22 protein-coding genes are annotated in these 20,089 nt (G+C 62.0%); 1 reads left to right on the plus strand and 21 read right to left on the minus strand.

Annotated elements, in window-relative coordinates:
* Positions 1–90: 90 nt before the first annotated feature.
* The 3 genes from KBY02_RS14015 to KBY02_RS14025 all read right to left on the minus strand — a co-directional run bounded on the left by KBY02_RS14015 (position 91) and on the right by KBY02_RS14025 (position 3,346).
* Complete coding sequence (locus KBY02_RS14015) at positions 91–738, minus strand: retron system putative HNH endonuclease (RefSeq protein WP_011266385.1); 648 nt, start codon at positions 736–738, stop codon at positions 91–93.
* Entirely contained in the window at positions 735–2,000 is a 1,266-nt protein-coding gene (locus KBY02_RS14020; RefSeq protein ID WP_032620174.1) for an AAA family ATPase, read from the minus strand. The genes KBY02_RS14015 and KBY02_RS14020 overlap by 4 nt, the downstream gene beginning before the upstream one ends.
* 77 nt (positions 2,001–2,077) lie before the next feature.
* A complete protein-coding gene (locus KBY02_RS14025; RefSeq protein WP_011266387.1) occupies positions 2,078–3,346 on the minus strand; it encodes an MFS transporter in 1,269 nt (422 codons plus the stop codon).
* 115 nt (positions 3,347–3,461) lie between these two features.
* Here KBY02_RS14025 and KBY02_RS14030 point away from each other — a divergent pair, with 115 nt between their 5' ends.
* A complete protein-coding gene (locus KBY02_RS14030; protein ID WP_003402997.1) occupies positions 3,462–4,352 on the plus strand; it encodes a LysR family transcriptional regulator in 891 nt (296 codons plus the stop codon).
* Between the two features lie 236 nt (positions 4,353–4,588).
* Here the strand turns inward: KBY02_RS14030 and KBY02_RS14035 are convergent, their stop codons facing one another.
* The 18 genes from KBY02_RS14035 to KBY02_RS14120 form a co-directional block, all read right to left on the minus strand.
* Positions 4,589–5,815 (minus strand): beta-ketoacyl-ACP synthase, encoded by a 1,227-nt coding sequence (locus tag KBY02_RS14035; RefSeq protein WP_011266389.1) that lies wholly within the window; start codon positions 5,813–5,815, stop codon positions 4,589–4,591.
* Positions 5,815–6,543: a 3-oxoacyl-ACP reductase FabG gene (gene fabG, locus KBY02_RS14040; RefSeq protein WP_032655070.1), complete on the minus strand. Its 729-nt coding sequence runs from the start codon at positions 6,541–6,543 to the stop codon at positions 5,815–5,817. Before fabG ends, KBY02_RS14035 begins: the two co-directional genes overlap by 1 nt.
* A complete protein-coding gene (locus KBY02_RS14045; protein ID WP_003346295.1) occupies positions 6,540–6,995 on the minus strand; it encodes a hotdog family protein in 456 nt (151 codons plus the stop codon). The genes fabG and KBY02_RS14045 overlap by 4 nt, the downstream gene beginning before the upstream one ends.
* On the minus strand, positions 6,992–8,188 hold the full coding sequence (locus KBY02_RS14050) for a beta-ketoacyl-[acyl-carrier-protein] synthase family protein (protein ID WP_057456943.1): 1,197 nt from the start codon (positions 8,186–8,188) through the stop codon (positions 6,992–6,994). Before KBY02_RS14050 ends, KBY02_RS14045 begins: the two co-directional genes overlap by 4 nt.
* On the minus strand, positions 8,185–8,667 hold the full coding sequence (locus KBY02_RS14055; RefSeq protein ID WP_057456942.1) for a hypothetical protein: 483 nt from the start codon (positions 8,665–8,667) through the stop codon (positions 8,185–8,187). The genes KBY02_RS14050 and KBY02_RS14055 overlap by 4 nt, the downstream gene beginning before the upstream one ends.
* On the minus strand, positions 8,664–9,398 hold the full coding sequence (locus KBY02_RS14060) for a class I SAM-dependent methyltransferase (RefSeq protein WP_057456941.1): 735 nt from the start codon (positions 9,396–9,398) through the stop codon (positions 8,664–8,666). Before KBY02_RS14060 ends, KBY02_RS14055 begins: the two co-directional genes overlap by 4 nt.
* Positions 9,395–10,642 (minus strand): NAD(P)/FAD-dependent oxidoreductase, encoded by a 1,248-nt coding sequence (locus tag KBY02_RS14065; protein WP_104652603.1) that lies wholly within the window; start codon positions 10,640–10,642, stop codon positions 9,395–9,397. Before KBY02_RS14065 ends, KBY02_RS14060 begins: the two co-directional genes overlap by 4 nt.
* A 54-nt stretch (positions 10,643–10,696) precedes the next feature.
* Positions 10,697–13,060 (minus strand): MMPL family transporter, encoded by a 2,364-nt coding sequence (locus KBY02_RS14070; protein WP_225650581.1) that lies wholly within the window; start codon positions 13,058–13,060, stop codon positions 10,697–10,699.
* The gene (locus tag KBY02_RS14075) at positions 13,044–13,658 is read right to left on the minus strand and encodes an outer membrane lipoprotein carrier protein LolA (protein ID WP_104652604.1); all 615 of its coding nucleotides are present in this window, start codon (positions 13,656–13,658) and stop codon (positions 13,044–13,046) included. The genes KBY02_RS14070 and KBY02_RS14075 overlap by 17 nt, the downstream gene beginning before the upstream one ends.
* Positions 13,655–14,104: an acyl-CoA thioesterase gene (locus tag KBY02_RS14080; RefSeq protein WP_003316680.1), complete on the minus strand. Its 450-nt coding sequence runs from the start codon at positions 14,102–14,104 to the stop codon at positions 13,655–13,657. The genes KBY02_RS14075 and KBY02_RS14080 overlap by 4 nt, the downstream gene beginning before the upstream one ends.
* 65 nt (positions 14,105–14,169) lie before the next feature.
* Positions 14,170–15,117 carry a glycosyl transferase gene (locus KBY02_RS14085; RefSeq protein WP_011266397.1) on the minus strand — a complete coding sequence of 316 codons (948 nt, stop codon included), beginning with the start codon at positions 15,115–15,117 and terminating at the stop codon, positions 14,170–14,172.
* A complete protein-coding gene (locus KBY02_RS14090) occupies positions 15,114–15,848 on the minus strand; it encodes a glycosyltransferase family 2 protein (protein WP_011266398.1) in 735 nt (244 codons plus the stop codon). Before KBY02_RS14090 ends, KBY02_RS14085 begins: the two co-directional genes overlap by 4 nt.
* A complete protein-coding gene (locus KBY02_RS14095) occupies positions 15,841–17,523 on the minus strand; it encodes an acyl-CoA synthetase family protein (protein WP_162496813.1) in 1,683 nt (560 codons plus the stop codon). Before KBY02_RS14095 ends, KBY02_RS14090 begins: the two co-directional genes overlap by 8 nt.
* Before the next feature lie 10 nt (positions 17,524–17,533).
* Entirely contained in the window at positions 17,534–18,079 is a 546-nt protein-coding gene (locus tag KBY02_RS14100) for a membrane protein (RefSeq protein ID WP_011266400.1), read from the minus strand.
* The gene (locus KBY02_RS14105; protein ID WP_011266401.1) at positions 18,076–18,330 is read right to left on the minus strand and encodes an acyl carrier protein; all 255 of its coding nucleotides are present in this window, start codon (positions 18,328–18,330) and stop codon (positions 18,076–18,078) included. The genes KBY02_RS14100 and KBY02_RS14105 overlap by 4 nt, the downstream gene beginning before the upstream one ends.
* Before the next feature lie 9 nt (positions 18,331–18,339).
* Complete coding sequence (locus KBY02_RS14110; RefSeq protein ID WP_003316688.1) at positions 18,340–18,600, minus strand: phosphopantetheine-binding protein; 261 nt, start codon at positions 18,598–18,600, stop codon at positions 18,340–18,342.
* On the minus strand, positions 18,575–19,387 hold the full coding sequence (locus KBY02_RS14115; RefSeq protein WP_003402969.1) for a lysophospholipid acyltransferase family protein: 813 nt from the start codon (positions 19,385–19,387) through the stop codon (positions 18,575–18,577). The genes KBY02_RS14110 and KBY02_RS14115 overlap by 26 nt, the downstream gene beginning before the upstream one ends.
* Positions 19,363–20,082 (minus strand): beta-ketoacyl synthase chain length factor, encoded by a 720-nt coding sequence (locus KBY02_RS14120; protein WP_011266402.1) that lies wholly within the window; start codon positions 20,080–20,082, stop codon positions 19,363–19,365. The genes KBY02_RS14115 and KBY02_RS14120 overlap by 25 nt, the downstream gene beginning before the upstream one ends.
* Positions 20,083–20,089: the final 7 nt, after the last annotated feature.

Raw genomic sequence — 20,089 nt, forward strand, 5'->3', positions numbered from 1 at the left:
ACACGAAAATGAAATATAAACAAATATATGAAAATAATTTTCTTTTTTGGGTCGTGCCTCGCTAATGGGAGAGAGGCGCTGAGGCGCGGCCTACCGCTGCGTCAGCAATTGCTCCGCATAGCGCGCAACGACATGGCCGAAAGCAATAGAGGTATTAGCGGTGCCCGAGCGCAGGCTGTCTACAAGGTTAGCGAGTTCCGCATCGCTGGCGCTGGATATGAACTGTTCATCGAACACACCCGTGATGGCCTCCTGACGTCTTTTGGTCAGATACGCGATATCGAGTGCGAGCTTTTCGATCATCGTCGTGGCGGGAAGGTCGGTGTGGGATGTGCTCTGGATTTTCCCTGTCAGCAAGTAACGGAAGCGCTGTTCGCAATCGTCCTCTGTCGGAGAGATGTGCAGGTCTTCATCGAACCAGTTGCCCTTGTAGTGGCCGCAGTGCAACGGGCTTCCTGGTGTGGTCTCGCGCAGGCAGGACGCATGAAGATTGCTGAACTCCAGTGCCAATGGCAGATAATGATCCTGCGGTCTGAAATGTTCGATGTGACTGCTATCAAGTTCTATTTCCCTGCCGCAATAGCAGCATGAGAAGTTCTGCTCTTGCAGCAGGCGATCATGCAGGTCGCGTTTTTGCGGGTTCTGCAAGGTTGGATAAGTGGGCGTCCAGTCTTCGTTTGCACTGGCTTTCCATTCGGTGAATGACGCAGGCTCAGTTCCTTTGATGATGCGTCTCATCGTCCAATGATCTCCTTGCGTTTGAGTAGCGCCTCGGCACCCGCGAACTCTGGTAGATCGGGCGCCTTCTTCTTCAGTGCATCAAGCTGCGACCTGGCTTTTTCAAGCTCGTTGTTTTCCAGAGTGCTGAATAGCTGATCGAGCAACTCTTCAATTTCAGGCTCACGCTGAGGCACGCCCATGACTTCTTCCAGAATGCTGCTGGAGTCCAGGCCGTAGGTTGCTCTTGGGTGAGAGCCGTCATGGTTATTCAGCAGGATGACCTCGCCCGGTTGCAGGCTGCCGATGACCTGTGGCGAGTGGCTGGCAGCGATGAACTGAATGCTGGGAAATGCTTTTTTCAGCGCGGGTGCAATGGTGCGTTGCCAGCCGGGGTGAAGGTGGATGTCCAGTTCATCGATCACGATGATGCCGTTTGTCTTGCTTAGAACATCCTTCCCCATGTGCGGATTTAGCAGGCAGATACGGCGGGCAATATCGGCGAAGAGGGCGACCATTCCGCGTTGCCCGTCGCTCAGGTCGTTGAACGGGGTTTTTCGGTCATCAATGTCCACCATCAGCCCCCGCATTTCCATGTCGTACTCTATGCCCTTGGACTCCGGCAGTGCGCACTGGATAGCTGAATTGATCCAGGTGAGTTCGTCGGTGAGAATGCCAGGGAAACCCGTTCTGGCCAGTCTTTGAAAGCGCTCCAGTGTCTTGCCGATGAACCAGGTCTCGAAGTTTTTCAAGTTGGAAGCGGCATCGAACCAAGAGGTGTAGGCATCCAGTCTTGATGGTTTGCTCTGTGCAGCATGCTCAGCGGTTACACTCATCGTCAGCCAGCGTCGATTGGCTTGATAGACGGCGAATACAGGCAAATCCCCGTGAGTAGCGCCGTCGATGCTGATCAGATTTTCCGAAAATACGAGACTGTTCAGCGCGCTAAAATTTGTCTGAAGACTGCTGCGTTCTAGCGATACGTGCCATTCCTGATGCTCAAACGCGCCACCTTGGGCAGTCAACACAAGAGGATAGCTGCGCTCAAAACGAATCCTGTCTTCGAACTTTACTAACTCGAACCGAACATCGGACTCGGCTATCGATGGTTGATGGACGCCAATGCTTCCAAGTAGATTCCCGAAGCATCCCGCCACCCCCAGCAATAACGACGTCTTCCCACTGCCATTAACCCCCACCACCAGATTGAACCCAGGCTGGAAGTCGAAATGAGCATCTTCGTAGCAACGAAAATTCTGCAGGTGGAGGCGGTCGAGGCGCATGTCGGTTTCCTTTACCAGAACTGGCGGATGCGCCAGTGTACCTTGGCTAACCCTATGCGCCATCGCCCTATGTGTGACTAAACCTGCGACCCCAGCGGCTGCAACCTTGCCAACCTCAACGCCACACCAAGGGCGATCAGCAGCAACACGCCTATAAACACCCCGATACCGTTCCAGCCTGCGTAGTGCCAGAACACGCCGCCGCCGGTGCCGGCCACGCTCGAACCTGCGTAGTAACAGAACAGGTACAGGGACGCGGCCTGGCCTCTGGCGGTGGTGGCCCTGCGTCCGACCCAACTGCTGGCCACTGAATGTGCGCCGAAGAAGCCGAAGGTGAAGATCAGCACACCGACGATCACCAGTGGCAGTGGGGTGAACAGGGTCAGCAGCAGGCCGGCCAGCATCATCACGATCACGGCCCAGAGCACCTGTCGGCGGCCTAGGCGGTCAGCCAGCGAGCCGATCTTTGCTGAACTGTAGATGCCCGACAGGTACACCACGGAAAACACACCGACCACGGCCTGGCTCAGGTTGTAGGGGGCGCTCAGAAAGCGGTAGGCGATGTAGTTGAACAGCGTAACGAATGCGCCCATCAGCAGAAAACCGGTCAGAAACAGCAGCGGCAGGCCTGCATCGCGAAACTGCACGACAAAGCCGTCGAGCAGACTGCGAGGGTGCAGCGAGCGCGGGCGGAAGTTGCGTGACGCCGGCAGGATCTTCCAGAACACCGCTGCGGCGATCAGCGCCAGCCCGCCGACCACCAGCATCGCCGCGTGCCAGCTGACATAATCGATCATCACCCCGACGATCAGCCTTCCGCTCATGCCACCGACGGCGCTGCCGCCGATATACAGCCCCATCGCCAGGCCCAGATGGGTGGGGTGGATCTCCTCGCTCAGGTAGGTCATCGCCACTGCCGCCAGGCCGCTCAACGAAAGACCTACAAGAGCTCGGGTAATCAGCACGCCCTCCCAGCTGGGCATCAAGGCGCTGGCGATGGTGAACAGCGAGGCACAGAACAGCGCCATGACCATCACCGGCTTGCGCCCCAGCCGATCGGATATCGGCCCGGTGATCAGCAGGCCGATGGCGAGCATTGCTGTGGCGACGGACAGGATCAGGCTGCTTTGTGCCGCAGTCAGGGAGAACTCGCTGGACAGCGTGGGCATCATCGGCTGAACGCAGTACAGCAGGGTAAAAGTCGAAAACCCGCCAGCGAACAGCGCCAGTGCAGTGCGTTTGAACAGTGGCGTGTTCTTCTCGATGTAGGTATCGCCCGGCAGTGTCGACGACTGTACGGACGAGGTGTTCAAGTCGGGGGTGGGCGGGGCAACGGCAGGGTTCACAAAGACCTCGGGGCACGGTTGAGCAGGCAATGAAAAAATCATATAGCTCGCTAATCATTCCATCCAATATATTGTTCGACCTGTTTGATATTTAAAACGACTTAATGGAGGCCGCATGGAATTGCGTCATCTGCGTTACTTCATCGCGGTTGCCGAGGAGCTGCATTTTGGCCGCGCAGCCCAGGCGCTGGGGATTTCGCAACCGCCGCTCAGCCAGCAGATTCAGACGCTGGAGCAGGAACTGGGCACGCGTCTTTTCGAACGCACCAACCGGCGTGTCGAGCTGAGCGAATCCGGGCGGCTGTTTCTCGACGAAGCACGGCTGGTGCTGGCACAGGTCGACAAGGCCACTGATGTTGCCCGGCGTGCGCAACTGGGTGAAATCGGCGAGCTGAAGATTGGCTTCACTTCGTCTGCGCCGTTTACGTCGAGCATCCCGCAGGCGATTTTTGCTTTCCGTCAGGCCTGCCCGGATGTGCACCTGACCCTGACCGAGATCACCAGTCAGGAAGTGGCGGCAGGTCTTGAGGACAAGACCATTCAGGTCGGCATCATGCGCCCGCTGGCATTGCCCGATTCACTGGTGGTGTTCGAATTGCTCAGTGAGCCGCTGGTGGCGATCATGCGTGCCGACCATCCGCTGGCGGCAGAAAGCGAGGAAGGGATCTACATGGCGGCACTGGCCGCCGAGCCGTTCGTGTTCTTCCCGCGCACTTATGGCAGCGGTATCTACGCGCAAGTCCTGAGCCTGGCGCGCGCGGCCGGGTTCAGCCCGCTGATCACCCAGGAAGCGGGCGAAGTGATGACCATCATCGGCCTGGTTGCAGCAGGCTTGGGCGTCACCGTACTGCCTGCGTCCTACCGGCGAATGCGCATCGACGGCGTGGTCTACCGCAACGTCCTCGACCCCGGCGCAACCAGCGCGGTGTGGCTGGTGCAACGCAAGGACGAACAATCGCCCATGGCCAAGGCGTTCACCGAGCTGTTAACGCGCAACGTAGGGTGATTCAAAGGCACGGATGATAGGACGCGGAGCGTCCAGAACGGCATGCGACGCGGAGCGTCGCACGATAGTTGAGATTCTGGCCGCAGGCCGTGGGAGCGAGCTTGCTCGCGATCTGCCGGGAACCGGCAGCAAGACCGGTGCATGCGGTGCAGAACTGTATTCCCACGCTGGAGCGTAGGGAACGATAGGTGTGTGGGCTGGCGCGTGAGGAACGACAGGCGGCTCAGAGAATACCCTTAGCCCCAACGCCTGAAGATCAGCGAGGTGTTCACGCCGCCAAATGCGAAGTTGTTGTTCATCACGTATTCGTTGCTCATGTGCCTGGGTTCGCCGACGATGTAGTCCAGTTCGCCGCACTGTGGGTCGATGTCGACCAGGTTCAGGGTATGGATATAGCGATCGCTGTTGAGCATTTCGATGCTGAACCATGATTCCAGCGCGCCGCACGCTCCCAGCGTGTGACCGAGAAAGCTTTTTTGCGAGCTAAGTGGCATGCGCGGGCCGAACAGGCTGCTGGTGGCCAGGGTCTCGGCGATGTCGCCTTGTTCGGTGGCGGTGCCGTGACCGTTGACGTAACCGATGGCGTCGGGCGACAGGTTGGCGTCTTCGAGGGCCAGCTCCATCGCGCGGCGCATGGTGGTCTGCTCGGGGCGAGTGCTGTGCGCGCCGTCGGCGTTGCTGCCGAAGCCGACTATTTCGGCGTAGATGTGCGCCCCCCGTGCCTGGGCATGCTCAAGCTCTTCAAGCACCAGCATGCCGCCGCCTTCACCGATCACCAGGCCGTCGCGTCCGCTGTCGTAGGGGCGTGGTGTGGTGTGTGGCGCGTCATTCTTGAGGCTGGTGGCGTACAGCGCGTCGAAGACCATGGCCTCGGTCGGGCACAACTCTTCGGCCCCGCCCGCCAGCATCAGCGGCAGACGGCCGAACTTGATCGCCTCATAGGCATAGCCGATGCCCTGACTGCCACTGGTGCAGGCGCTGGAGGTCGGAATCAGGCGTCCGGTCAGGCCGAAGAAGATACTGATGTTGGCGGCGGTGGTGTGCGGCATCATCCGCACATAGGAATTGGCGTTCAGGCCCACGGCCACCGAGTTGATCAGCATGTTGCCGAAGGCCTTGATCTCGTCGGTGCTGCCGGTGGACGAACCGCAGGCCGTGCCCATGCGCCCATCGCGAATGATCGGGTCATTCAGCAGCCCGGCGTCGATCAGGGCCTGCTCGGCAGCCGCCACGGCCAGACGTGACACGCGGCCCATGCTGCGCAGTTGCTTGCGCGTCCAGTGCCCCGGCACGGCGAAATCGTCGATGGGACCGGCCAGGCGGGTATTGAGCTCGGCAAACCGGTTCCACTCGTCCATCCGGCGAATGCCGCTGCGATTGGCCGTGAAGCGTGCATCGATAGTCGGCCAGTCGCTGCCCACCGAAGTGATGCCGGACATGCCGGTCACTACCACACGCTTCATCAGCACAGTCCCCCGTTGACGGCCAGAACCTGACGAGTGATGTAGCTCGCTTCGGCCGACATCAGAAAATTCACCGCACCCGCCACTTCCTCGGGCGTGCCCATGCGTTGTGCCGGAATCATTTTCAGCAGTTCGTCCACCGGCACGTTCTCGTCGAGCATGGCGGTATCGATCAGCCCCGGCGCGACGCAGTTGACGGTGATCTTGCGCTTGCCCAGTTCGATAGCCAGGGCCTTGGCAGCACCGATAAGCCCTGCCTTGGAAGCGCTGTAATTGACCTGGCCGCGGTTGCCGATCAGCCCGGAAACCGAAGTGATGCAGACGATGCGCCCTGCTGTACGACGGCGAATCATCGGCATCGTCAACGGGTGCAGGACGTTATAGAAGCCGTCCAGGTTGGTGCGCAGCACCTGATCCCAGTCATCGTCGCTGAGCGCCGGAAACGCGCCGTCGCGGGTCAGCCCGGCGTTGAGCACCACGCCGTAATAGGCGCCGTGCGTCTCCACGTCCTGTTCCAGAACGGCCTTGCAGGCGGCCCGGTCCGAGACATCGAATTGCAGCACGCGTGCCTGACGGCCCAGCGCAACGACTTCGGCCTGCACCGCTTCGGCTTCGCTGCGGCCGGTGCGGCAATGCAGGATCAGGTCGTATCCGGCCTGCGCCAGACGCAGGGCGATGGCGCGGCCAATGCCACGGCTGGAGCCGGTGACCAGTATCGATTCAGTCATGCCGGGGCTCCTTCAGCCAGGTAGTCAGCAGTATTGGGCGGGCAATATACATTGAGTCGGGCAAAAGCCTCGATACCCGGACCGGTGAGGGTGCATTCGAACATGCCCATGCCGTTGTCGTCCTGCAGGGAACGCACGGCGTGGATGTGCAGTTCGCTGCCCAGCGGGAAGCGCGTCACGTTGCAGTCGAACTTGCGGCTGCCAAGCAGAAACCCCAGCTTGACCGCTTCGCCCTTGTTGCGCGCCTTGCAACCGGCATAGGCCGCGACGCTCTGCGCCATCAGCTCGATGCCCAGCCATGCCGGCAGACTGCCGTCGGCTTGATTGAACAGGCCGTCGGCGCGCACGGTCAGGCGGGTTCGAATCTGCTCTTCGTCAAAGCTCAGCACCTGATCGATGAGAATCATGTCGCCGGCATGGGGGATGAGTTCGGCGAGCGGCCACTCGGTCATGGGGCATCTCCGATAATCAGGCTGATGTTGTTGCCACCGAAGGCAAACGAATTGCTCATCATGTAACGAGCGTTTTCAGGTGTCAGGCGCGAGCCTGCATGTGTCCAGTGCAGCGCTGGCAAGAGCGGATCGGCCTCGCCGTCCCACAAGTGCGGGGGCAGGGCCTGTTCGGTATTCTGCGGTGCCAGGCTCAGCCAGCAAAACGCCGCTTCCAGCGCGCCTGCCGCGCCCAGGGTGTGGCCGCTGAGCGGTTTGGTCGACGAGCAGGGCACGCCGTTCGGAAATACCCCCTGCACGGCCAGGCTCTCCATCGCGTCGTTGTGCGGCGTGGCGGTGCCATGCAGGTTCAGATAACCGATCTGTTCCGCCTCGAGTCGGGCATTGCGCAACGCTTGCAGCATGGCATCGCGCGCACCACGCCCGGTGGGTTCGGGGGCCGAGATGTGGTGAGCGTCGCAGCTGGCACCTGCACCCAGCAGGGCAATCGAGTGCCTGCTGTCGGTTTCGCGAGTCATCAGGAACAGCGCGGCGGCCTCGCCGATATTGATCCCGTTGCGGTTGCTGGAGAACGGGTTGCAGAGCTGCGGCGACATGGCCTCGAGTGCCGAGAATCCCTGCAGGGTCAGCCTGCACAGGCTGTCGACGCCGCCGCACAGCACGGCATCGCACAGGCCCATGTCCAGCGCCCGACGCGCACTGAGCAACGCCCGCGAGCTGGAGGTGCAGGCTGTCGAAATGACGTAGGCCGGGCCGCTCAATTGCAGCCAGGCGGCGAGAAAATTCGCCGGTGCGCCCAGTTCCTGTTGCCGATAATCGTAATCGTCGGGGAAGGTCCGTTCACGCAGCCAGACGGCCATGCTCTCGCTCGCTTCATCGATGCCAGAGGTGCTGGTGCCGATGATCACGCCGATCCGCCCGGCGCCGAAGCGGGTGATGGCCTGGCTGATGTCCTCCTCGATCTGCAAGGCGGCGGCCAGCAGCAACTGGTTATTGCGGCTGCGATGCAAATGTACGGCAGGCGGAATGGGCGGCAGTGCAGATTTGACTGCACCGACCGGCAACGCCCGTTCCGGCACCCAGCCGCTTTCGAACACCATGCCCGAGCTGTCGCCTGCGAACAGCCTGCGCGACACCTCTTCACGGCTGTCGCCCAGCGAGCAGATCAGGCCCAGCGCGTTGAGATAGGCAGTCATGGCAGGCTCTCGTTGTTCAGCGGTGTAACCTTGTAGCTCAGCCTGTCCTTGAGGCGGACAGTGAACGCGTTGGCCGATTGATATTCGACCAGCCAGCGGTCATCCAGACGACGCTGCATGCCCTGGCGGTAAGCCGTCGGGTAGCGACCATGCATTTCCAGGTCCGGGGTCATGGCGAACATCAGCGCAGCGAACAGCTCGCGGGCTTCGGGATTGGGCGGCAGCAAACCATCGGCCTGCCATTTTCCGTCGATCAGCAACTGGCGCGCCTGGGGAATGCCCAGCGGGTCCATCATCGACCAGCGCAATCCGCCGTTTTCACGCTGGATGATCAGCAACCAGTCCTGATGCTGATCGGCCTGGCGACGCTCGATGTGCAGTTGCATCGGCAATTGCAGGGTCGGTGCGCTGGCCGGCAGCGGGGCTTGTGCCGCACAGCCGCCGAGCAGCAGGAAGGCTAAAAACAGTACGCGAATCATGATGCTCCCACTTCCAGGGGTTTGCGGGCCACGACATTGACCAGCGTTTCCTCACGTTGCCCGAACGGCCTGGGCTTTTGCAATTTCAAGACTTCGAGCAGGCCGAAGTCCCTGGCGCGGCTCCACCACAGGTAAGGGTACGAAACATTCTGTGCATCGAACTCGAAACCCTGGTCATGGATCATCTGCAGATACTGCGCCGCGCTTTTCTGAACATGCATCGGGTGGCGGAACAGCCAGCGAATCACCCAGGTGTCGATGTACGCCTCGGTCGACTCGGCGAACAGCAGATAGCCGCCCGGCTTGAGCACGCGATAAAACTCGGCCAGCGCCCGTTCCTGATCGACCAGATGATGGAAAGTCTGGTGGCAGAACAGCAGATCGACGCTGGCGTCGGGTACTTGCAGGGCTGCGCAGTCGCTGCCGATCAGTTCGACCTCTACGCCTCTGGCCCTCGCCTCTTCACGACTCATGTCGAGGCTGTGCGGGTCGGCGTCGACACCGATGAGCCTGTAGGGCTGAAAAACCTTGTTCAGGTGCTGGAACGAGCGGCCTTGCCCGCACCCGGCGTCGAGCAACACCGGCGCAACCGGCGGCGCGCTGGCGAACAGGCTGCGCAAGTCGTCTATCGCCACGCGCAGCACGCGGTACTGCCAGATGTTACTGCGCAGAAACCACAGGCCGAAGCGGGTTTCCTCGACATAACTGTCACTCAGGAACGGTCGATTCATGAGCCACTGCCCGCGCAGATTTCCGAGAGCGTGCGCAGGCGGCGCTTGGGCTCGCTGACAAACGGATTGCGTTCGTCCCAGGCATAACCGGCCAGAATCGAGCTGATCATGCGGCGGATGTCCGGAGCGCTGCCGGGGTAGAAGATCACGTTCTGGAACGTACCGTCGTACCAGCCTTCGACATAGGCGCGAAAGGTGTCGACGCCACGTTTCAACGGCACCGCGAACTCGCTTTCCCAATCCACGTTTTCGCCCTGCAACTGCCGGCTCAGCACGCCAGCCGCCATGCTTGCCGAACGCATGGCGATGGTCACGCCCGAAGAAAACACCGGGTCGAGGAACTCCGCCGCATTGCCCAGCAGCGCAAAGCCCTTGCCGTGCAGGGTCTTGACGTTGGCCGAGTAGCCGCCGATGGTTCTCGCTGGCGTGTCCCAGACCGCGTTTTTCAGCACGCTGGCCAGTTGCGGTGTTTCAGCGATAAAGGTGCGCAGGCAGGCATCCAGATCCTCGGGCTTGTCCTTGAAGCGTTCAGCCGAGGCGACCACGCCTATCGAACAGCGGCCTTCGCTGAACGGAATCGACCAGAACCACACATCGCTGTGCTGCGGATGGATGCTGACGAGAATCTTGCGGCGGTCGAAGGGCGGGCTTTCGATGCGGTCTTGGATATGCGTGAACACCGCCTGGCGCACGGGGAAACCCGACGGCGCTTCCAGATCCAGCAAGCGCGGCAGCACGCGGCCATAACCGCTGGCGTCGAGCACGAAGCTGGCCTGCACGCTGTATTCGCTGCCGTCCTCGCGCCTCACACGCAAAACCGGCTGCGGGCCGTCGAAGTCGGCACTGACGATCTCTTCCTGATAGCGGATGTCCACGCCTTGCAGCGCGGCCTGATCGGCGAGCAGTTTGTCGAACTCGCTGCGCTGCACCTGAAACGTCGTCGGCCTGCCGTTGCTGAACGTATCGCCGAAGTCGAAATCGCTGTATTGCTCGCCACGCGCGAAGGCTGCGCCATTCTTGGGCTGGAAACCGGCGGCCTGCACGGCCTCCAGCATCCCGGCTTCTTCGACGAAGTCCAGGCAATGGCACAGCAGGCTTTCACCGATGGAGAAGCGCGGAAACAGCTGGCGCTCGATGATCAGCACGTCATGGCCCTGGCGTTTGAGCAGGGCAGCCGCTATTGAACCGGCCGGGCCGGCACCGATGACGATGACCTGACGTATTTCCCTATCAGTGATGGGCACAGGTATTCCTTTTCGGTTGGGCGGTGGCAGGGAGTGACGACAGCGCTGCAAGATTCATGCGTGTGGCCCTTCAGCATTGGCTGGCGAATGAAGCGCTTTACGCGGGCTGGCCCAGGGCGCCAGCAGGAAGCTGAACGCCAGCCCCAGACTGACCGACAGGCCGAAGTTGCTGATCGCCGGGGTGCTGGAAACGGCCAGCAGCCCGAACGACAGCCAGGTGGTGAGCGCCGCCAGCAGCGTGCCCAGCAGGCTGACGGCCGCGCCGCCTATCTGCTCGCGCATCAGGATGGCGTAATCGACGCTGATCGCCGTGACCAGCAACAGGCCGAACAGGCTGAACAGGGTCAGCGGCTGACCGAGCCAGCCCAGGCTGGCGAGGCTGCACAGCGCCGCCAGCAGCGGCAGTGCGACGATGCGCAACGCACCACCGAAGCCAAACGGAGTGATCAGCAGCAGGACGATCAGTACGCACGACGCCAGCTTCAATTCCGCTGCACTGATCTGTGTGTGGGCAAACACCTCGTTGAGCTCACCCAGGCGGTCGACCAGTTGCACGCCCTCCAGCCCGATGGCCTGCACGCGCAGCAACGCCATGCTGTTCATGCCGCGCAGGCTGACGATGCTGGCGACACCTTGATCGCCATTGTCATCGCGGGTCGGTCCCAGCCAGAGCGTGCGCCACGGCTCGCTCAGCGGGCCTTGAAGCGCTTGATCGACGTCTTGCGTCGGCAGTACCTGCAATTGGGCCAGTTCAGCCTTCAAGGCGCTGGCCGGAACGCCAAGTTGCACCAGCGGTGCCCAGTATTGCGGCAATTTGCCCAGTGCATCGCGGGTGGCCTGTTGTTCGGCAGGCGAATCGAGCAACTGGTTGAGCGCCATGTAGCCTTGCAGCTTGTCCATGCTGACCAGTTGGTCGAGCCGTTGGGTCAGTTCGGACTGCCGATCCAGCAATTGCTGCTGGTCCTTGCCGCGCACCAGAAAGAACTGGCTGGTGGGTTGATAACCGGTGATCCGTGCGATGGCCTGGGCTTCATCGGTCAACGTCTGAGGCGCTGCCACCCACTGGCGGATATCGTTCTTGGTGGTCAGGTGCCAGAGCCCGCCGCCACAGAAGGCCAACAGCAGCACCAGCAGAATCGGTGTGCTGATGCGCAGCAACAAGGCGGCGCGGCAATCGAGCATCAATTGCGCCAGTTTCAGCGGCCACTGGGCAGGGCTGATCTCGACATTGGCGAGCAGCGCGGGCAGCAGGCACACCGCCGTCAGGTAGGCGCCGATCAGGCCGGCCGCCGAGAACACCGCAATTTGCGTGAGTGCCGGGAACGGCGTCCAGGCCAGCGCCAGGTAGCCGATGCAACTGGTGATCAGGCTCAGGCTCAGGCCCGGCAGGGTCAGGCGCAAGGCGGGCCAGCTGCGCCAGGGCTTGAGGCTCCAGCTCTTGGACAGGTAATGCAGCGGGTAATCCACCGCGACGCCGATCAGGCTGGAGCCCAGCACCAGTGTCATGACGTGCATGCTGCCGAATAGCGCGACGCAGGCCACCGCGCCGAACAGCATGCCGACCACCACCGGCACGAATGCCAACAGCACGCTCCAGCGGCGGAAGGCGAGCAACAGCAACAACAGGATACCGACCGTTGCGCCACCGCCGACCCAGGTGATTTCCCGGCTGGCCTGCTTCTGCCCGTCGGCAGCGTAAAGCAGCCCGCTGGCGGCGAGTAATTGACCACCTGCCTGACTGGCCTGCACCAGCGCTTGCGCCAGCAGGTCGGCAACCTGGCCGGGCAGGTGCATATCGAAGGCATCGGTTCGGGTTCGTGAACGCAGCAGTACCCAGCTTTTACCCTCGGCGCTGGCCACCAGCGCGCCACTGGCCAGGTCCGCCTCGACCGAGCCCTGCTTCGGCAGGCCGTTCTGGATACGTCCGGTCAGCCCCAGCCAGTCATCCTGACCAGGCACCAGGCTGAACCCGGCAAACGGGTCGAACAGCGTCTGTACGCGCTGTTCGATGAAGGTTTTCGGGTCGTCGATCAGCAGTGTGCGGTCCGCTGTCGGCAACATGGCGATGCGCCCTTGCAGCAACTGGGTGCGCAACGCGGGCAGGTCGGCCTGCAGCGACCACTGGACCTTCTCAAACAGGCCGGTCGACTGCCATTGTTCAGCCAGGTTGCGCGCCAGTTCGACGGCCTTCTGCCGATCGCTGTGGCCCACCAGCACCAGCATTTCGCGGTTGAGCGGTTCCTGCATGCGCTTTTCGGCGCTCACCACCAGTTCGTCGTTATCGGTGCCCGGCACCAGCTCCATCAGGTTGGCCGACAGCGGCGAGCGGTCGTGCCACTGCCAGCCAGCCAGCGCCAATACGCCCGCCAGAATCAGCAGGAACAGTCGCGGCAACAGCCGCTCAGTCTTTGAAGTCATTACGCTGCGCATCGGTCAGGGTCGTGGCACTGCTGCTGTCGATCATTTTCAGGACCGTGCTGTCGCCCTGGGTTTCCAGCAGCTCGATACGCTGCACCAGTTCGCCGCCGTCGATGTTGATCTGCTTGAACACTTGTTGCAGCAGCATCGAGCGTGGCGTCAGGGTGAGGTGCCAGGCAGTCGCTTCGCCCTTGAGCTGCAAGTCGAAATCCCGTTGCAGGCCGCTGCTGTCGCCTTGCAGGACCGCCAGAAACAGACGGTTCTGCTCGGAGCCGGCGTTCTTGTTCGGCACCGGCTTCCAGGTGCTGACATTGCCAGCGGTTTCACGACGGGCAATACCGTCGGCATTGATGCGGTAATCCTGCTTGAGCGGTGTTTCCAGCAGCCAGAGCAGCCCGAAATCCCTGGCGAGCACGAAGCGGCCCTTGCTGAGCAGCGGTTGCGGCAGGGCGCGCAGGTGTTTTTCCTGAACGAAACGACCCTGCACCACGGCAGGTTTGGCGAGCTGGTCGCTCAGTTGTTGCAGGTCGAAAGCCTGCGCCAGGGACGAAAGGCACAGCAGACCCAGCAGAATCAAGGTGCGAAGCGGGCGGTTCATGGCGAGGCGCTCTCTATTGTGCTCTCAAGGGCATTTTTCACGGCATCGATGAACACTTGCGGCGAAGCCAGTTGCATTTCCCGGCTCTGGCTGTCGACGGCGACCTGCACAGTACTGGCGCGGGTCAGGCGCTCACCGGTGTGTGCATCGGTGATCAGGTAATTGATTTTCAAGCGGTTCTCCCACTCCACCAGACTGGCGCGCACGTTCAGTGTCTGACCGAACACGGCGCTGCGCACATAGCGCAATTGCAGATCGATCACCGGCCAACCATAACCGGATTCGAGCATCTGCATGTAGTTATGGCCGATATGATCGAGCAACGCGCAACGCGCCACTTCGAGGTACTTCACGTAGTGCCCGTGCCAGACGATGTTCATCATGTCGACGTCGAAAAACGGCACGACGATTTCAGTGTCGATGTGCAGAAAACCCTTACTGCGCATGTAACCTCCTGTGGCGACCCGCGCTGATTTTACAACGCAGCCCCCGATCGCCGAGCGCGATCAGCTCATGAGCCCGATTCATCGGCAGACTTCCAGAATGGGTAGAAATTGAACCACTGCTGCGGCGCTTCCAGGCAATAGTGACCAAGACGCTCGGCATAACGCGTGGCCCACTGCTCGATGACCTGAGCGCGGTCGCTGCGCCGCCACTCGATGGCGTCGGCGAACGGTTCGAGAATCACCCGATAGCCTTTCGCACCCTTGAGGCAGAAGAACAGGTTGACCGGGCACTTGAGCAGACCGGCCAGCAGCCAGGGGCCTTGCGGGAAGTTGGCCGGCTGACCGAGAAAGTCGACCCGCACATTGCGCCCGCCGTGCAGCGCGACGCGGTCACCGGCGATGGCCAGCCACTCGCCTTCGTCCAGGCGCTGGCTCAGCTGCAGCATGATGGCCGGATCCAGCTCGCTGACCTGAATCAGGCGCAGATGGGTCGCGCCGGCTTCGCCGAGCAGGCGATTGAAACGTTCGGCGTGCTTGGTGTGCACCAGCACGTTCATGGTGACCTTTTCGCCGAGTTCGGCCAGCGCACGGCACACTTCAAGGTTGCCCAGGTGCGCACCGACCAGCATCTGTCCGCGTTGGCCACGCAGGTTCTGGCGCAGCAGGGCCTGGTCGACGATCTCGATCTGATCGATACCCAGCCTGCCGTTCCACACGTCGAGCTTGTCGAGCAAGGCATCGGCAAATGCCATGAACTGCCCGAACACCCGGCGCTGGCCGGGCCGCAGTTCGGGTTTGCCGCTCCAGTCCGCCAGGTGCTGCTGGTATTGCCAGATGCTGTGCCGGGCACGTCGGCCGAAGACAAAGAAATACAGAACGATGCCATACAGCACCGGGCTGAGCAGGCGCCGGCCGAGTACCCGCATGCCCCAGGCGGTGAGCTTCATGAGCATGAAACTGCCGCGCTCCTGATGACTGGCCCAATGCTCCCTGGGCGACTTGTCGATGCTCATGGCCGCCACCGTCGCCACAGGATCATGGGCAGGCGTACCAGCATGCCGAAGAACAGCTTGGCGTGCATTTTCGAAATCAGCGCGTTGTCGTGAAACAGGCGGAAATGCGACAGGCCGTCCTGCGGGTAGTGAACCCGGGTCGGCAGCCAGCGCATCGGCTGGCCGCGCCAGGACAGGCGCACGAGAATTTCCGAGTCGAAATCCATGCGCCTGCCGATCTGCACGCGGTCGATCAGCGCCACCACCGGCGCCAGCGGATAAAGGCGAAAGCCGCACATGGAGTCGCGAATGTGCAACGACAGGGTATTGATCCACACCCAGACGTGGGTCAGGTAGCGTGCATACAGACGGCCTTTGGGCACGCTCTCGTCAAACTGCGGATAGCCGCAGATCAGCGCATCCGGGTGCTGGCGTGACTGCTCCAGAAACAGCGGGATATCACTCAGATCATGCTGGCCATCGGCATCGACCTGCAACGCATGGCTGAAACCCAGCCGGAGCGCCTCGCGGAACCCCGCCATCACCGCGCCGCCCTTGCCCTGATTGACCGGCAGGCGCAGCAGGTAGATAGCCTCGCCCTGTGCCAACTGCTGTAACACGGCTTCGCAGGCCGGGCTGCTGGCATCGTCGACCAGGATGCACGGCAACCCGGCGTTGCGCACGGCCTTGACCACGGTGGGCACGGCCAGCTCGTGGTCAAACACCGGAATGATCACGCAAGGCTTATGCATGGTCGTCCTCCAGGAGGATCCGGCCACTGGAGCAGGGCGCGTTGTCGGCGTTGCGAAAGGCGAAGTGCAGCTTGGAGCGTGCCGCATCGAAGCGCAGCGTCAGCGTGAGACGGTCGCCGGGGCGCACCAGCTGCTGGAATTTGAGCACCTCCATGCCGGCGAATCCGCATGGCAGGTCGAGCAGGCGCCGGCCCAGACTGATCGCCCAGTCGACCTGCACCACGCCCGGCAAAATCGGCGCCTTGGGAAAGTGGCCGCTGAAAAACGCCAGATCGGGCGGGACACTCAAGTGCAGGTGCAGCTCGCCTTCGACGTTCTGTTGCTCAAGCACTTCCGGTTGTTTCGAGCGTGGCGCCAGCAGCAGCGCCTCGACGTCTGCTTGAGGCAGCTTGCCCTGGGCGTTGAGCGGCATCTGCCGCAGCAGCCGCCAGCGACGCGGCAGGGCGATGGTTTCGCAATGCGGCTGCAGGTGCTGTCGCAAGGCTTCGGTGAGCGCCCGACGGCCCTGATTGCGCAGGGCCAGCAAGCCCGCGTCGCTCAGCACCAGCAGCGCGCCCAGCGAGGCACGGTTTGCCTGCACCACGCCAAGGCGCGCTTCACTCACCCATTCGTGAGCCGCGAGGGCTTGCTCGATCAGCGGCAAGGACACGCGCTTCTCTTCGAGTTTGACGATGCGGTCCAGCCTGCCCAGCAGTTCAAAGCGCCCGTCTGCGCCGATCAGCGCCGCATCGGCGGTCTGCTCGACATGGCCGGGCGGCAGATACGGCGAGCTGATGCGCAGCGCACCTTGCGCATCCTGACTCAGTTCTACGCCGTCGAAGGCTTGCCAGCGCTGCCCGCCCTGACGCCAGGCGATGCCGCCGGTTTCCGAGCTGCCGAGAATTTCCGTCGGCCACTGGCCGAGGCGTTGCTGCAGGCTCTGTGCGGCGTCGGCCGGCAATGCACCACCGGAAGAGAACACCCGGCGCACGGCCGCAAGACTGTGCCAGTCGAGATTGTCGCCCATGCGTTTGAGCAGCGCGGGGCTGGCGACCCAGGCGAATGACGGGTATTCACGGCTGGCGCGTTGCAGGTCTTCGGCGAACGGCAACTGACGGCGCACGAACGGGCGTGCCGCGCACAGCGGCCACAGCAAACGAAACAGCAGCCCGTAAATATGTTGCGTCGCCACGCTGCCGATCATGCATGCCGAGCCGAGCTCCGCGCCCCACAGCTGTTCCAGCCCGCAGACTTCGTTGGCCAGTTGCCGCAGGCGCTTCTCGATCAGTTTGGGCTCGCCGCTGGAGCCTGAGGTGCACAGGCTCAGCCGGCATTGGTCGAGGTCCAGCGCTGCCGCCGGGAGGGGCGCGGCACGCAGATCGCTCAGCTGGGTGTCACCTGGCAGGTCGGTCAGCCAAAGGTCGACCTGATTCGCCCAGCGCTCGCGGGTCTGGCCCTGCAAGTCGGCGGGCAGCAACACATGCACGTCCGCGCGCCAGGCCGCGAACAACGCAATGGCCAGGTCGGCGGCATCTTCGAGGTGCACTGCAAGGTGGGTGATGCCACGCGCTTGCAGCCCAGCGGCCACGCTGAGCGCCTGATCACGAAACTGCGCGTGGTCCAGGGTCGGGGCCAGCGTCAGCAGCCGGTCGGGCAGCGCATCGAGCAGCAGGTGTTCCAGGTTCAACCAGTTCATGCGATCCATTTCATTTGCCGCCCGCAGAGGGTGGGCGGACGATCCATTCGACAGCGAACAACACGCCCATCAGGCCGTAGGAAATCAGGCCGGTGTACAGCGTCCACCATGACAACGGTGCCCACAGCGTCAGGATGGCTGACGTGAGGCCGTTGACGAGAAAGAACAGGCACCAAATCTGCGTGACTTTACGGGTGTAGCGAATACCGGCCTCAGGCAGATCGGGGCGGTTCAGGCGCGCCATCTTTTCCACGATCGGCGGGCCGTAGACAAGGCTTGAACCGAACAGACCGAGCATGAAGGTGCTGACCAGTACCGGATACCAGCGCAGCATCATGTGACTGTCGAGGGCGCCGAGCACCACGCAAAAGATCAGCGCGACAATCGCCATCGCCAGGCTGCCTTGCCTGCGCTCTCCGGTCAGGGCGCGCGCCAGCCACAGGCTGCCGAGCAGCAGCGCGAACTGCCAGGGGGCGAAATGCTCGGTCCCCCAATAGACGGCGAATGGATACAGCACGCCGGCCAGCACCAGAATCAGGCCAATCAGCCGCTTCATTCGGCGGTATTGACCAGTTTGTACACGGCTTCTACTACGTCCTTCACGGTTCTCACCGACTTGAACTCTTCAGCCGCAATCTTCTTGCCGGTCTTGCGTTTGATGTGATCGATCAGGTCCACGGCATCGATACTGTCGATCTCCAGGTCCTGATACAGGTTGGCTTCAAGCGTGACTCTCTCAGGCTCCAGTTCGAACAGTTCCACCATTGCGGCGCGCAGGATTTCGAAGATGTCTTCACGGGTTTGCATGTTCAATTCTCAGGCCGGTTGTCTGGCGCTGACGAAGGCCGCAAGGCTGTCGACGCTGGCGAAATGGTTACGGGTGTCCTTTGCATCGGCATCGATCCTGATGCCATAACGCTTCTGGATGGCCAGGCCCAATTCGAGTGCATCCACCGAGTCCAGTCCCAGTCCTTCGCCAAACAGCGTCATATCGTTGCCGATATCTTCCGGGGTGATGTCTTCGAGGCCCAGGGCATCGATGATCAACAATTTAATGTCCTGGTGCAGATCGCTCATCTGAGGCGAGCTCCTTGGTGAAATAGTCATGCAGGTAATCGTTGAGCTTGCGGGACGCCAGGGGCGGTGGGCCTAGCGCACTGAAGGCGGTTGGGTCTATATCGGCACCGACGCGCAAAGTGAAGTGCACGCGGCGTTGCGGAATGCGATACCAGGGCTCGGCCTTGGTCAGGGTGGTCGGCTGGACCTTGATCGTCACCGGGGTGATGACGCTCGCGCCACGCAGCGCAATGGCGGCCGCGCCGCGGTGAAAGACCGGCGGCTGACCTGGCTGGGTGCGCGTGCCTTCCGGGAAGATGATCAGTGTCTGGCCGCTTTGCAGGCGCTCTACGGCGGCGTCGAGCATGTCCATGCTGCCATCGTTGCTGATGTAACCGGTGGCGCGCACAGGGCCGCGGGTGAACGGGTTCTCCCACAGGCTGCGTTTGACGACGCAGTTGGCGTCCCGCACCAGCCCGATCAGGAACACCACATCGATCAGTGACGGGTGGTTGGCGATGATCATCTGTCCGGGGCGGCCAAGCTTTTCGGCGCCTTGCACGTCATAGGTCAGCACCCGCATGCGCGCCATGATGCGGATGAACAGCCAGAACAGGCGGCTGATGGTCCGCCGCGCGCGGCGTTGATGGCTGGCCACATTGCCAGGCAGGCAACCCAATACTGGAAAAACGAACAACCGCAGACACAAACCGCTCAACCCGAACAGGGCAAAGCTGATGCCTGTTGCCAACAGACGCCAGTAATAGGCGTCCCGACCTTTTTTCAGTGACTGCGTTGCCAGTTCCATAACCGGTTATTCCAAGGGTGCAGGCAGACGGATTGATCAGTGTGCAAGGCCCGCAGCAGGTTCAGGGCGTGAGGCCACTGAGTGCGCGTTGTGCCTTGCGTATCGGTGTTCAGAGACAGCTGCCACTCATTCCCCGGCGTCAGCAGCAAGCCGACCGCGTAGGGAAAGGGCACGTCATCAATCCATTGGGCATAGGCTTGCGGTGGCTGTTCTTCAGTCACCACAAGCAATACTGCTTCTGCTCCCTCGGCCAGCAACGCTGCGGCCTCGAATGCTCCATACTCCAGCCCGTCGCCTGTGGCGGCCAGGGCTGTCATCTCACTTGTTTCACCGCGCATGATCGACCACAGACCAATGACGGCGTTATGCACTGAAAGGCTGAACTGGGTCGGTGAAAGCGGCTCGTTGGCGGCCAGATCACGCAGGATTTCAAAGGTCCTCGGGGTTTCTCCGTGGCGCGAGACAAACACCAGCGGGACGCGCCCCAGCCCTTCAGTCAACGGCCAGCCGACAGCAAACGCCATTCTTGCCATACGGCCCAGGCGGCGGCGTTGCATCGCAGGAAGAAAAGACACGTCTGGCGCTGCGTCACTGGTTTCCAGCAACGTCGGATCGAGGCTCCACCTCTGCCAGTCTTCCGCGCTCGCCAGGCCCGGCGCCCAGGCTTGCCATCGTGCAATGTTGAAGGTGATCAAGGCTTCT

It is taken from the genome of Pseudomonas sp. P129 (assembly GCF_020312195.1).
GTDB classification, from domain to species: domain Bacteria; phylum Pseudomonadota; class Gammaproteobacteria; order Pseudomonadales; family Pseudomonadaceae; genus Aquipseudomonas; species Aquipseudomonas fragariae.